This is a genomic window from Asanoa sp. NPDC049475, from assembly GCF_040676915.1.
GTDB lineage: Bacteria > Actinomycetota > Actinomycetes > Mycobacteriales > Micromonosporaceae > Asanoa.
The window spans coordinates 212,474-226,239 of the sequence record NZ_JBFAPY010000007.1 but is presented as its reverse complement, the minus strand read 5'-3'; the positions used below and the strand labels follow the sequence as shown (position 1 = coordinate 226,239).

Annotated in this window: 12 protein-coding genes; all 12 read left to right on the top strand. The window is 71.1% G+C overall.

What is annotated here, in order from left to right; translation table 11 throughout:
- The 12 genes from AB0J88_RS28325 (at position 1) to AB0J88_RS28270 (ending at position 13,731) form a co-directional block, all read left to right on the top strand.
- A complete protein-coding gene (locus AB0J88_RS28325) occupies positions 1-2,082 on the top strand; it encodes a carboxypeptidase regulatory-like domain-containing protein (protein ID WP_364350424.1) in 2,082 nt (693 codons plus the stop codon).
- A 116-nt stretch (positions 2,083-2,198) separates the two neighbouring features.
- Positions 2,199-2,876 (top strand): response regulator transcription factor, encoded by a 678-nt coding sequence (locus AB0J88_RS28320; RefSeq protein ID WP_364350427.1) that lies wholly within the window; start codon positions 2,199-2,201, stop codon positions 2,874-2,876.
- Positions 2,873-3,928 carry a HAMP domain-containing sensor histidine kinase gene (locus tag AB0J88_RS28315; RefSeq protein ID WP_364350430.1) on the top strand — a complete coding sequence of 352 codons (1,056 nt, stop codon included), beginning with the start codon at positions 2,873-2,875 and terminating at the stop codon, positions 3,926-3,928. The genes AB0J88_RS28320 and AB0J88_RS28315 overlap by 4 nt, the downstream gene beginning before the upstream one ends.
- The gene (locus tag AB0J88_RS28310; RefSeq protein ID WP_364350433.1) at positions 3,925-5,430 is read left to right on the top strand and encodes a DUF4173 domain-containing protein; all 1,506 of its coding nucleotides are present in this window, start codon (positions 3,925-3,927) and stop codon (positions 5,428-5,430) included. Before AB0J88_RS28315 ends, AB0J88_RS28310 begins: the two co-directional genes overlap by 4 nt.
- A 24-nt stretch (positions 5,431-5,454) precedes the next feature.
- A complete protein-coding gene (locus tag AB0J88_RS28305) occupies positions 5,455-5,829 on the top strand; it encodes a hypothetical protein (RefSeq protein ID WP_364350436.1) in 375 nt (124 codons plus the stop codon).
- Positions 5,830-7,479 (top strand): cation acetate symporter, encoded by a 1,650-nt coding sequence (locus tag AB0J88_RS28300; protein ID WP_364350439.1) that lies wholly within the window; start codon positions 5,830-5,832, stop codon positions 7,477-7,479.
- Positions 7,480-7,510: 31 nt separating this feature from the next.
- Positions 7,511-8,269 (top strand): ABC transporter ATP-binding protein, encoded by a 759-nt coding sequence (locus tag AB0J88_RS28295; protein WP_364351016.1) that lies wholly within the window; start codon positions 7,511-7,513, stop codon positions 8,267-8,269.
- Positions 8,260-9,933: an ABC transporter permease gene (locus AB0J88_RS28290; RefSeq protein ID WP_364350442.1), complete on the top strand. Its 1,674-nt coding sequence runs from the start codon at positions 8,260-8,262 to the stop codon at positions 9,931-9,933. Before AB0J88_RS28295 ends, AB0J88_RS28290 begins: the two co-directional genes overlap by 10 nt.
- Positions 9,934-9,937: 4 nt before the next feature.
- On the top strand, positions 9,938-10,459 hold the full coding sequence (locus AB0J88_RS28285) for a flavin reductase family protein (RefSeq protein ID WP_364350445.1): 522 nt from the start codon (positions 9,938-9,940) through the stop codon (positions 10,457-10,459).
- A 177-nt stretch (positions 10,460-10,636) separates the two neighbouring features.
- Entirely contained in the window at positions 10,637-11,011 is a 375-nt protein-coding gene (locus AB0J88_RS28280) for a DUF485 domain-containing protein (RefSeq protein WP_364350448.1), read from the top strand.
- Positions 10,986-12,662 carry a cation acetate symporter gene (locus AB0J88_RS28275; protein WP_364738052.1) on the top strand — a complete coding sequence of 559 codons (1,677 nt, stop codon included), beginning with the start codon at positions 10,986-10,988 and terminating at the stop codon, positions 12,660-12,662. Before AB0J88_RS28280 ends, AB0J88_RS28275 begins: the two co-directional genes overlap by 26 nt.
- A 91-nt stretch (positions 12,663-12,753) precedes the next feature.
- Entirely contained in the window at positions 12,754-13,731 is a 978-nt protein-coding gene (locus tag AB0J88_RS28270) for an NAD-dependent epimerase/dehydratase family protein (protein WP_364350454.1), read from the top strand.
- The last annotated feature ends 35 nt before the right edge of the window (positions 13,732-13,766 follow it).

Here is a 13,766-nt window from a genome sequence, read left to right as displayed (position 1 = left end):
ATGAGACGAGTACGCGCGACGGCCGCGATCGCGGCCGCCGCCCTGGCCGGAACGATGGCTGTGTGGGCGACCCCCGCACAGGCGGCCGGAACCGGCGTCATCACCGGCAAAATCACGACCGCCAACGGTGCACCGGCCGCCGACATCTGGGTGGCCGCAATGGACTTCGAGGAGTGGGGCGAGCCGGTCGGCTACGCCACGACCGCTGCCGACGGCACCTACCGCATCCAGGGCCTCGCCACCGACAGCTACGTCGTGTCGATGTCCGGCACCGACCACCCGCAGCAGTACTTCGACAGCAAGACCGACATCTGGGAGGCCGACGAGGTCCGCGTCACCAACGGCCAGACCACCACGATCAACCAGCAGCTGATCGCCACCGGCTTCTTGACCGGCCGGATCCTCCAGGCCAACGGCGAGCCGCTCGCGTGGACCTGGATCAACGCCGTCAACGAGTACGGCAGTTCGGTCGGCGGCCAGCCCACCGACGACAACGGCGACTACCGGATCCCGGTGCCGCCGGGCCGCTACCAGGTCTCGTTCTCGCCGATCGAAGACAGCTACCAGGAGCAGTTCATCCCTGGGAAGATCAGCCAGGACGACGCCACCACGTTCACGGTGACCGTCGACCAGGAGACCCGGGCCGACGACACCGTCCTGGCCATCGGCAGCCTGAGCGGCCGGCTGACGAACGACAACGGCACCCCGGTGGCGGACGCCTCCGTCTACGCGAATCCGTTCCAGGCCAACGGCTACCTCGGCGACACCCCCACCAACGCCAACGGCGAGTTCTCGATCCCGCAGGTGCTGGTCGGCACGTACTCGGTCGAGTTCTACGCCGGCAACCGCCACCAGTACTTCGACGGCGCGATCGAGGCGGAAGACGCCGACCCGGTCGTCGTCACCGCGGGCAACAACACCCGCATCACCGACAGCCTGCTGCCGACGGGGACCATCCGCGTGCGGGCCGTCGACGCCATCACCGGCATCACGATCCGGGACTTCTGCGCGTACGACGTCTGCGACGACGGCACCGGCGTGGCGCTGATGACCGACCAGACCGTCGGCACACACGTGATCGACGTCAACGCGTACAGCGGCAACTACCTCAGCCGCTCGGTCACCGCGACCGTGAAGGCGAACCAGACGACCGACGTCGTCGTACGGCTGCTGCCCGGTGCCAAGATCACCACGACGGTCGTCGACAAGGCCACCGGAAGCCCGCTGGCCGATGTCTGCGTCCTCGCCTACCAGCCGGGACGTGCCCGCATTCCGGACAACTACGGTGGCGACCAGTGCAGTGACGCGGCGGGCAAGGTGACGATCGACCGGCTCGCAGCCGGCGACTACCGGCTCTTCGCGGTACCGCGCAACCAGACCTACGGGCAGCAGTGGGTGACCACCAACGGCGGCGCCGGTGACGAGCGACAGGCCACCACGATCACGGTCGCGACGGGCAAGAGCGCGGCCGGCCCCCAGGTGAAGGTCGACCGCGCCGGATCGATCCGCGGGCGGGTGACCGACGCCGCGACCGGCGAGCCGCTGCAGGCCCGCATCGCCCTGTTCACCGCCAACCCCGGGCTGGGCTCGTCCGAGGAGGAGACCGACGAGGACGGCAACTTCCAGGTCGACGGCCTCGGCCCGTACCGCTGGCCGCTCAAGTACAGCTCCTTCGGCTACGCGACCACGTGGACCGGCGGTGCGGTCACCCGCTACAGCGCCACGGGCACCCAGGTGACCGCCGGCGCGGTGGCCACCGCCAATCTCGGGCTGACGCGCGGGGTGACGGTGACGGGCGACCTGGTGATCAGCAAAGGCACGCCGACCGGCTGGGGTCGAGTGAGCGTCCTCAACACGACGACGGGTGACTACGTCGACACCAGCGACTTCGTGGACACCACCGTGTACGAGCTGCACGTGCTGCCCGGTCAGGAGATCCGCTACGTGTACGACGTGGAGATCGACGGCGACTACGTCAGCTCGGACAAGGCCAAGCTGGCTCCGGCCACCCCGGGCGGTCCGGTCCGCTACGCGGTGACCGTGCCTGCCGGCGGCCTGGACGTCGACATCCTCGTCAACTGACCCATCCGCGAAACCGAAAGGCCCGCACCGGCGACGGTGCGGGCCTTCTCGCATCTCCACAGCTTGTTCACATCGCCGGACCGGGATCCCCACGGGCGCTTACTACAGTCGCCGGCATGAGAGAGCGCCGGATCCTGGTGGTGGAGGACGAGCGGACGATCGCCGACTCGATCGCCGTGCGGCTGCGGGCGGAGGGTTTCGCGGTGAGTTTGGCCGGCGACGGCCCGGCCGCGGTCGAGACCGCCCGACGGGAACCACCCGACCTGGTGGTCCTCGACATCATGCTGCCGGGCTTCGACGGCCTCGAGGTGTGCCGGCGGATCCAGGCCGACCGCCCGGTGCCGGTGCTCATGCTCACCGCCCGCGACGACGAGAACGACATGCTCGTCGGCCTCGCGGTCGGCGCCGACGACTACCTCACCAAGCCGTTCTCGATGCGCGAGCTCGCCGCCCGCGTGCACGCGCTGCTGCGCCGGGTGCAGCGGTCCCACTCCGCCGGGCCGGCCCCGATCCGCCTCGGCGACCTGGAGATCAACCAGGCGGAACGGCGGGTCAGCCGGGCCGGCGTCGAGGCGCACCTGACGCCGACCGAGTTCGACCTGCTTGTGCACCTCGCCGGCCGGCCGCGCACGGTGCTGCCCCGCGAACGGCTCCTGGCGGAGGTCTGGGGCTGGGGCGACGGCGCCGGCACCCGCACCGTCGACAGCCACATCAAGGCGCTGCGCCGCAAGCTCGGCGCCGACCTGATCCGCACCGTGCACGGCGTCGGCTACGCGCTGGAGGTACAGCCGTGAAAGACCTGCTCACCCGCGGCCTGGACCTGTTGCCTCGCCCGCTCGACCCGCTCCGGTCGATCAAGCTCAAGCTCGCCGTCCTGCTGTTCGCCTCGGCCCTCGCCGGGCTCGCCTACTTCTGGTACGCGACCCAGTGGATCCCCTACGTCACCTCGGCCACCGCCCTGCTCGTCGGCCTGCTCACCTCGCAGGTGCTCGCGCACGGCATGACCTCGCCGCTGCGGGAGATGACCGCAGCCGTCCGGGCGATGCGTCGCGGCGACTACACCCAGCGGGTCCGGGCCACCTCGCGCGACGAGGTCGGCGAGCTCGCGGAGGCGTTCAACCAGATGGCCGCCGACCTGGCCGCCGCCGACCAGCAGCGCCGCGAGCTGATCGCCAACGTCTCGCACGAGCTGCGTACGCCGATCACCGCCCTGCAAGGTGTCCTGGAGAACATCGTCGACGGCGTCGCCGACCCGCAGCCCGCCACCATGCGCACCGCCCTGCACCAGACCGAGCGGCTCGGCCGACTGGTCGCCGAACTGCTCGACCTGTCCCGCCTCGACGCCGGCGTGCAGCCGATGCACCCGGTCCGGTTCGACGTCGCCGAGTTCCTCGACGAGGTGGCCGACGAGGCGGCGGTCACCGCGAGCGGCGCGGGCCACGACATCAAGCTGGCCGCACACCCGCCGGAGGTACCCGTGACCGTGCACGCCGACCCCGCCCGCCTGCACCAGGTGCTGGCCAACCTGCTCGACAACGCGGCCCGGCACAGCCCACCGGGCGGCACGGTCTCGATCGCCGGCCGGCTCGACGGCGACCACGTGGTGTTCGAGGTGGGCGACGAGGGCGCCGGGATTCCGCCGGCACAGCGGGAAGCGGTCTTCGATCGGTTCACCCGCGGCGACCGCGCGGCCGGCGGCGGCACCGGGCTCGGCCTGGCGATCGCGCAGTGGGTGGTCCAACTGCACGGCGGGACCATCCGGGTGGTCGACCCACCGTCCGGGGTGGGCTGCCTGGTCCGGGTGTCGCTGCCTCGCGTGATCGCACCCGCGGCGGTGGCGGCATGACGGCCCCCTCCAAGGACCTGGTCCTGCGCACGCCGCCCGCGGCGACCCCGAACCCGCCCAAGCCGCCGAGCGGCTGGTCGTGGCCCGGCCCGACCCGTCGACCGACCGTGCCGGCGCTAGTGGCGCTGGTGCTGGCCGCCGCCGTCACGGCCGCGGCCCTGCCGCTCGACCGCACCGGCATCGGTTGGCTGGTCGGGGGCACCGCAAGCATTGTTGCCCTGGCAGTCACGCGAAGAAGGGCTTCCTGGCGCCAGGTCGCCTGGGCGGTCGCCACGCTCGCCCTGCTCGGGGTCGGGACCGTCCGCGCCGCCGGCTGGCTGTTCGTCCTGTGCGTGCTCACCGCGACGGTGACCGGGACGCTCGCCCTGGTCGACGCGCGCACGGTGCGGGCCATGGTCGCGGCCCTCGTCGTGCCGGTCGCCGGTGCGCTGCGCGCGCTGCCCTGGGTGGGTGACGGCGTGCGAGCCCGGTTCACCGGCCGCCCCGGCGCGCCCGCCCGGGTCGCCGTGGTCAGCGCCGTCTCGCTGGTCCTGCTGGTCGTGTTCGGTGCGCTGTTCGCGTCCGCCGACCAGGCGTTCGCCGAGGTCCTCGATCGGGCGACCCCGGCGGTCAGCGACGGCACGCTCGGCCGCGCGATGGTCCTTTTTCCGCTGCTCTTCGCGATGCTGGCCGGCGGCGCCTTCATCCTGGCCGGCCCACCCACGCTGGGCCGGGCCGACCGACCGGCCCGCTACACCTTCCGGCGGACCGACTGGGCCATCCCGGTCGCGCTGCTCGACCTGCTGTTCCTCGCGTTCGTCGCGGTGCAGGCCACGGTGCTGTTCGGCGGCAGCCGACACGTGCTCGGCCCCGGCGGACCGACGTTCGCCGACTACGCCCGCGGTGGTTTCGGGCAACTGCTCGCGATCACCGGCCTGACGCTGGTGGTGGTCGCGGTCGCCGGCCGTTGGGCGCCCCGCGCCGACCGCGCCGACCGGATCGCCGTCCGGGTGCTGCTCGGCGCGCTCGCCCTGCTGACCCTCGTGGTGGTGGCCAGCGCGACGTACCGGATGAACGTCTACGAGCAGGCCTACGGCTTCACCCGGCTGCGGGTCTTCGTGACCGCCGTGGAGCTCGGCCTCGGCGCGGTCTTCGTCGCGATCCTGGTCGCCGGGGTCAGGCTGCGCGGTGGCTGGCTGCCCGGCGCGGTCGTGGCCATCGCCACCGTCGGGCTGCTCGCCCTCGCCGTGGTCAACCCGGACCGGTTCATCGCCGACCGCAACGTCGACAGGTTCCTCACCACCGGCCGGATCGACCTGGTCTACCTCAGCTCGCTGTCCGCGGACGCGGTGCCGGCGCTGGACCGGCTCGACGACCACGAACGCGCGTGCGTGCTGTGGCGCATCGCGAACGCGCTCGACGAGGCACCGGACGACTGGCGATCGGCCAACGTCGCCCGGCACCAGGCCCGGCAGTCGCTCGCCGAGCGGCCGGCAGACCTCTGCGGGGTCTACCGCCGATAGCGGGTGATCGGGGACACTGCCGGCATGACGGAAGGGCGGCGTACCCGAGTGGTGCTCGCCGACGTGCACCACCGCACGCACGACCACGACCGCACCCGCACGGAGCTCGCGGAGCAGACCCAGGTCGGCGAGGCGCTGGTGCGCGGCCTGGTGCGAGCCCAGCTCGCGCTCGCGCTGCGGCTGGCCCTCGTCGTCGGGATCGGCCTCGGTGGGCTGCCCCTGCTGTTCGCCGTGGCACCCGAGGTCAGCAGCGCGCACCTGGCCGGCGTCGACCTGCCGTGGTTGCTGCTAGGCGTGATCGCGTACCCGTTCCTGGTCGTCGTCGGTTGGGCCTACGTGCGCCTCGCCGAGCGCAACGAGCAGGACTTCGTCGCCGTGGTCCGGCGGCCGGAGCGCTGAGTGGACAACCCGTACACCGTCCCGGCGATCCTGCTGGTCACCCTGGTGACCGTCGCGATCGGCTTCTACGGTCTCAAGCTGGCCCGCACCACCTCGGACTTCCTCGTCGCGTCCCGCAGCGTCAGCCCGACCTGGAACGCGGCCGCGATCGGCGGCGAGTACCTCTCGGCCGCGTCCTTCCTCGGCGTCGCCGGCCTGATCCTCAAGTACGGCATCGACGTGCTCTGGTACCCGGTCGGGTTCGCCGCCGGCTATCTCGCCCTACTGCTGTTCGTGGCCGCGCCGTTGCGCCGCTCGGGTGCGTTCACGCTGCCCGACTTCTGCCAGCTCCGGCTCGGCTCGCGCCGGCTGCGCAAGCTGGCCACGGCGTTCGTGGTGTTCATCGGCTGGCTCTACCTGGTGCCTCAGCTCCAGGGCGCCGGACTGACGCTGACCACCGTCACCGGGCAGCCGTACGCCCTCGGCGCCCTGCTGGTCGGCGCGGTGGTCACCTGCAACGTCGCACTCGGCGGAATGCGGGCGATCACCTTCGTGCAGGCCTTCCAATATTGGCTCAAGCTGACCGCGCTGCTCGTGCCCGCCGTGTTCCTGCTGTTGCAGTGGCAGGCCGACGGCCGGCCGGCGGTCGCCGCTCCTGACGGGCCGGTGTTCCACACCTCCACGACGGTCGTGATCGAGGACCACGCGACACTGACCATGGCCGACGGCTCGACCATGACGGTGCGGGCCGGCGAGAAGCTCGACTTCGCCGCGGGTGCACCCGTGCCGCAGGTGTCCACCGTCGACGACACGCGTGGCCCCGACTGGCTGTTGCCCGGTGACAACGACCAGGGGCTGTTCGCCACCTACTCGCTGATCCTGGCCACGTTCCTCGGCACGATGGGCCTGCCGCACGTGTTGGTGCGCTTCTACACCAACCCCGACGGCAACGCCGCCCGGCGTACGACCTGGGTGGTGCTGGGTCTGGTCGGGCTCTTCTACCTGTTGCCGACGCTGTACGGCGTGCTCGGCCGCGTCTACACCCCGCAGCTGCTGATGACCGGCCGCACCGACGCGGTCGTGGTGCTGCTGCCCGGCGCGGCGCTGGGCGGCGGCCTGACCGGCCAACTGCTCGCCGCCCTCGTCGCGGCCGGCGCGTTCGCGGCGTTCCTGTCGAGCTCGTCGGGCCTGCTGACGAGCGTCGCCGGCGTCATCTCCACCGACGTGACCGGGCGCGGCTCGGTGCGTGACTTCCGGCTGGCCACGGTCATCGCCGGAGTGGTGCCGCTCGTGCTGTCGCTGACCATCGCGAGCCTGGACGTGTCGCAGGTGGTCGGTCTCGCGTTCGCCGTCGCCGCGTCGAGCTTCTGCCCACTGCTGGTGCTGGGCATCTGGTGGCGCGGGCTGACCGCGCGGGGCGCCGCGGCCGGCGTGCTCGCCGGCGGCGGCGCGGCCGGTGGCGCGGTGCTGCTCACCGTGCTCGGACCGCCGCTGTCGGGTTGGCCGGCCGCGCTCGTCGGTCAGCCGGCCGCGTGGACGGTTCCGCTGGCCTTCGCGGTGATGGTGATCGTGTCGCTGGCCACCCGCAGCCGCGTACCCACGGATGTCAGTGACGTCATGCTCCGCCTGCACGCTCCCGAAAGCGTGCTCGCCGGTTCACCACGAAGGTGATTGCGACCGATACCGTCAAGGGGTGACGACGGTGAAGGACGATCGGTTCGCCCTGGTGCTACGGGGACTCGCGAAGAGCTTCGACGGCAAGGTCGCGGTCGGTGGTGTCGACCTCGACGTGCCGGCCGGCTCGTTCTACGGCCTGCTCGGCCCCAACGGGGCGGGCAAGACGACCACGTTGTCCATGGCGGTCGGCCTGTTGCGGCCCGACCACGGCCAGGCGTGGGTGCTCGGCCACGACATCTGGGCCGACCCGATCCAGGCGAAGCGCCTCTTCGGGGTGCTGCCCGACGGCGTGCGGCTCTTCGACCGACTCAGCGGCGCCGAGCTGCTGGCGTACAACGGCCTGTTGCGCGGCATGGACCCGGCGGTGGTCGACCAGCGCGCCCAGGAGCTGCTCGACGTGCTGGCTCTCGCCGACGCGGGCCAGACCCTGGTCGTCGACTACTCGGCCGGCATGAAGAAGAAGATCGGGCTGGCCTGCGCGCTGCTGCACGCGCCGCGGCTGCTCGTGCTCGACGAGCCGTTCGAGGCCGTCGACCCGGTGGCGGCCGCGCTGATCCGCGACATCCTCCAGCGGTACGTGGCCGGGGGCGGCACGGTGATCTTCTCCAGCCACGTGATGGAGGTCGTCGAGCGGCTCTGCAGCCACGTCGCGATCCTCGCCGGCGGCGTCATCAAGCGCGTCGGCAGCATCGACGAGGTGCGCGGCGGGCGCTCGCTCGAAGACGTGTTCGTCGAGGTCGTCGGCGGGCGCACGGCGACCGGTGAGGAGCTGGCGTGGTTGTGACAGCCGCCGGCGTGGCCGCGCCGCGTGCGGTGTCGCCGCGCCATTTCGTGCGCCTCAAGCTGCGCATCCTCGGCAACGGCTTTCGCGGCCAGACCCGCAAGGTGCTGCTGTTCTCGCTCGGCATCCTGGTCGGCCTGTTCTACTCGGTCGCGGGGTTCCTCGGCACTGCCCTGCCGGGCCTTGCCGGCAACGCCGACGCCGCGCTGCTCGTGTCGGCTCTCGGTGGCGGCGTGCTGGCGCTGGCCTGGACGCTGCTGCCGCTCGTGTTCTTCGGTGTCGACGAGACGGTCGACCCGACCCGCTTCGCCCTGCTCCCGCTGGGCCGCCGCACGCTGGTCACCGGGCTGCTGACCGCCGCGTTGATCGGTGTGCCGGCGGCCGCGACGCTGATCGCGACCGCCGGGCTGGTGGTTACCGCGGGCAGCCTGGGCGGCGTCGGCGCCGCACTCGTCGCGGTCGTCGGCGTGCTGCTCGGCCTGGTCTTCTGCGTCGCGGTCAGCCGGGCCGTGACCAGCGCCTTCGCCACCTTGCTGCGCTCGCGGCGCACCCGTGACCTGGCGGCCGTGCTGCTCGCGGTGGCGGCGGCGCTGATCGGCCCGCTGCAGATCGCGCTCAACCGGGCGAGCGCCGACACCGACTGGCGGCGCTTCCTGCCGTTGGCCGAGATCGTCGGTTGGACGCCGTTCGGTGCGCCGTACACGGCGGGGCTCGAAATCGCCGACGGCCGTTACTGGGCGGCGCCGCTCAAGCTGCTTATCGCCGGAGCCTCGATCGTCGCCCTGCTGTGGTGGTGGTCGCGCACGCTGGAGTCGGCGATGGTCGGCACGGCCAGCAACGGTCGGGCCGCGCCCCGGACGACCGTCGGTGCGCCGGTCGCCCGGCTCTTCCCGCGGGTGCTGAGCTGGGCCCGGCGGGACCAGTTCGGCGCGGTCCTGGCCCGCGAGGTGCGCTACTGGTGGCGGGACGCCCGGCGCCGCGCCAACCTGATCACGTTCGCGGTCGCCGCGCTGTTCGTCTCGGCGATGGTCAACTTCAGCAACGCCATCTGGGGCACGGAGCCGACCAGCGACCCGGCCGCGTCGCCGACGACCTTCGCCCTGTCGATGATCTTCGTCGGCACGCTCGGCGCGGTGACGCTGGCCAACCAGTTCGGCTTCGACGGCACCGCGTACGCCGCCGACGTGGTGGCCGGGGTGCCCGGCCGCGTCGAGATCGGCGCCCGGGCGGCCGCGTTCGCCGTCTACGTGCTCCCCCTCGTGGTTGTCATCGGTGTGGTCGTCGGCTTCCTCATCGGCGAGCCGGGTTGGATCCCGATGGCCCTCGGCACGCTGGTCGCCACCTTCGGCTGCGGGCTGGCGGCCAACTCGATGCTCTCGGTGATCGGCGCCTACGCGTTGCCCGAGACCGCCAACCCGTTCGCGCTGAACACCGGCGCGGGCATGGCGCGTGGCCTGCTCAGCGTCGTCGCGATGCTGGTCAGCGTGGTGCTGGCAATCCCGATGTTGCTCGCCACGCTGTTCGCCGGCGACGTCTGGCTCTGGCTCGCCCTACCGGTCGGCCTGGTCTACGGCGTCGGTGCGGCCTGGCTGGGCAGCGTGATCGTCGGTGACGTGCTCGACCGGCGCATGCCCGAGCTGCTGCTGACCATCACCCCGCGGCGGTAGGGCCGTGGAACCGCTCGAGCCCGGCGCTCAGATCCACGGCACCGACCCGTTCGCGACGCCCGAGGAGGCCCGCTCGCCGATCCGGCGGTTCCGGGGCCGGCTCGCGTCGCCGGTGACACTGTGGACCGCGCCCGGGCCGGCCGGCTTCACGGTCTCGTCGACCCTCGTCGTCGACGGCGACCCGGGCCGGCTGGTCGGGCACCTCGACGACGAGTCGGATCTGTGGGAGGCCGTGTCCGAGGAGGGGCGGTTCGCGGTGACCCCGCTCGGCGCCGGGCAGGGCCAGCTCGCCGACCAGTTCGCAGGGCTGATGCCCGCGCCCGGCGGACTGTTCCGGAGCGGCCAGTGGACGCAGACGCCGTTCGGCCCGGTGCCCGCCGACGCGGGCGCGTGGGTCGGCTGCCGCCTCGACGGAGCCCGCGAGTTCGGCTGGGGCCTGCTGGTCGAGGCCACCATCGAGCACGTGGAGATCCGCGGTGACGGCCCGCCGCTGATCCACTACCGCGGTCGTTATCTGGGCGCCTGACGGCGCTGACCCATCGGCGCCGTTCAACGACGTGACCGGGGTCACTCGGCGCAGCCACCTGTCCGTTCGGCGCAGGTGGCTGCGCCCGTCGCGCAGAGCCTTCCGGGGTTCGTCGGGCCGTACCTACGGTGCGCCTGTTCAGCCCTGTCCCGACGCCCCCGCGAAGGTGGTGACCACATGAGTACGGAGGCGAGAGACACCGCTCCCACGGAGACACCCGAGGATCGGTATCTGGCCATGCAGCGTTCCCCGGAATTCGCCCAGCTACGTAAGGCGCTCCGCGGCTTCGTGTTCCCGATGACCGTGGCGTTCTTCGTCTGGTACGCGCTCTACGTGATTCTGTCCGCGTACGCCCGCGACTTCATGAGCATCCGGATCGGCGACAGCCACATCAACGTGGCCCTGATCTTCGGACTGCTCCAGTTCGTCACGACCTTCCTGATCGCGTGGCTCTACTCGCGGTACGCCAACCGCAAGGTCGACCCGCTGGCCGACAAGATCCATGAAGAGCTGGGGGAGGTGCCGAGTGCCGAACACGGTCCTCGCGGCTGAGGCGACGAGCAGCACCGCTCGTACGCTGACGATCATCCTGTTCCTGGTCTTCGTGGCCATCACGCTGGCGATCACGGTCTGGGCCAGCCGGCAGACCAAGACGGCGACCGACTTCTACGCCGGCGGCCGGTCGTTCTCGGGTTTCCAGAACGGCATGGCGATCGGCGGCGACTACATGTCGGCGGCGTCGTTCCTCGGCATCGCCGGCATCATCGCGCTCAACGGCTACGACGGCTTCCTCTACTCGATCGGCTTCCTCGTGGCCTGGCTGGTCGCGCTGCTGCTGGTCGCGGAGCTCCTGCGCAACTCCGGCCGCTACACGATGGCCGACGTGCTGGCGTTCCGGATGCGGCAGAAACCGGTCCGCACGGCGGCGGCGGTCTCCACGATCACCGTCTCGATCTTCTACCTGCTGGCCCAGATGGTGGGCGCCGGCGCGCTGGTCGCGCTGCTGCTCGGCATCAAGCCCGGCACCACGTTCATGGGCATGGACGCCAACGCGGCCAAGATCGCGACTATCGTGCTGGTCGGCGCGCTGATGATCATCTACGTGACCATCGGCGGTATGAAGGGCACGACGTACGTCCAGATCGTCAAGGCGTTCCTGCTGATGACCGGCGCGCTGGTCATGACGATCCTGGTGCTGTCGGTCTTCAAGTTCAACCTCTCGTCGCTGCTCGGTGACGCGGCGCAGTCGTCCGGCAAGGGCGAGGCGTTCCTCGAACCCGGGCTCAGATACGGCGTCGAGGTGGCCAATGACGCGACACAGACCTTCTACAACAAGATGGATCTGCTGTCGCTCGGCATCGCGCTCGTGCTCGGCACGGCCGGCCTGCCGCACATCCTGATCCGCTTCTACACCGTGCCGACGGCACGGGCCGCCCGCAAGAGCGTGCTCTGGGCGATCGGCATCATCGGCACGTTCTACCTGTTCACGCTGGCCCTGGGCTTCGGTGCCGCGGCGCTGGTCGGCAGCCAGGCGATCACCGCACAGGACAAGGCCGGCAACACGGCCGCACCACAGCTCGCCCAGGAGCTCGGCCGCCGGTTCCTCGGCGGCGAGACGGGCGGGGCGACCCTGTTGGCGATCATCGCGGCGGTGGCGTTCGCGACCATCCTCGCCGTGGTCGCCGGCCTGACACTGGCGTCGTCGTCGAGCCTCGCGCACGACTTCTACGCCAATGTGGTCAAGGACGGCCAGGCCTCGGAGCGGCAGGAGGTCAACGTCGCCCGGATCTCCGCACTGGTGATCGGCGCGATCTCGATCCTGCTGTCGATCTTCGCCCAGAACCTCAACGTGGCCTTCCTGGTCGCGCTGGCGTTCGCCGTGGCCGCGTCCGGCAACCTGCCGGCGATCCTGTACAGCCTGTTCTGGAAGCGGTTCAACACGTCCGGTGCGACCTGGGCGATCTACGGTGGGTTGATCTCAGCAGTGGTGCTGGTGTTCTTCTCGCCGGTCGTGTCCGGCACCGCGACCTCGATGTTCGCGAAGTCGGACTGGCAGTGGTTCCCGCTGTCCAACCCGGGTCTGATCTCGATCCCGTTCGGCTTCTTCTGCGGCTGGCTCGGCACGATCATCTCCAAGGAGCGTGACGACGCGAAGTACGCGGAGCTGGAAGTTCGTTCTCTGACCGGCTCGGGCGCCCACTAGCTGGTCGGCGGGCCCCGGCGGCGGCACACCGCCGGGGCCCGCACCGCACCCGGGCCCAGCCGGTGATCGGCAGGCTCGGTAGGCTGGGCATATGGTGGTTGCCCAACGTTTCGGAGCCGGTCATCGCGTCCTCGTCACAGGAGGCGCCGGTTTCGTCCCGTCCCACCTGATCGATGCCCTGATCGCCCGGGGTTGCGCGGTGGTCGCGGTGGACAACTTCGTCACCGGGTCCAAGGAGAACGTCACCCACCTGATCGACAACCCGCTGTTCACGCTGGTCGAGGGCGACGTCGCCGACGGCCTGCCGACGCACCACCCCGCGGTCGCGGGCCGCTTCGACGCGATCCTGCACATGGCGTCCCCGGCGAGCCCCAAGGACTTCACCACGCTGCCGATCGAGATCCTCCGGGTCGGCTCGATCGCGACGCTGCACCTGCTCGAACGCGCGGTCGCCGACGGTGCCCGATTCCTGATGGCCTCCACGTCCGAGGCATACGGTGACCCGTTGGTGCACCCGCAGGTCGAGACCTACTGGGGCAACGTCAACCCGGTCGGCATCCGCAGCGTCTACGACGAGGCCAAGCGCTTCTCCGAGGCGTCCACCATGGCCTATCACCGCTACCGCGGCCTCGACACCGCGATCGTGCGGATCTTCAACACGTACGGCCCGCGGATGCGACCCGACGACGGCCGGGCGATCCCGACGTTCATCGCGCAGGCGCTGCGCGGCGAGCCGATCACCGTGCACGGCAACGGGGAGCAGACCCGGTCGATCTGCTACGTCGACGACCTCGTGCGTGGCATCCTGCTGCTGCTCGACTCGACCGAGGCCGGCCCGGTCAACTGCGGCGACGAGCACGAGATGTCCATGCGCGACCTCGCCGAGACGATCGTGCGGCTGACCGGCAGCTCATCCACAGTGACCTTCACGTCACGCACCGCCGACGACCCTGAGATGCGCCGGCCGGATCTGACGCTCGCCCGCACCAAGCTCGGGTTCGAGCCGTTGACCCCTCCCGAGGAAGGCCTCCGGCGTACCATCGAGGACTTCCGCCGCCGCGCCATCTGACCAAACCCGCAGGTCAGACCCGAAATTTTTGCTAC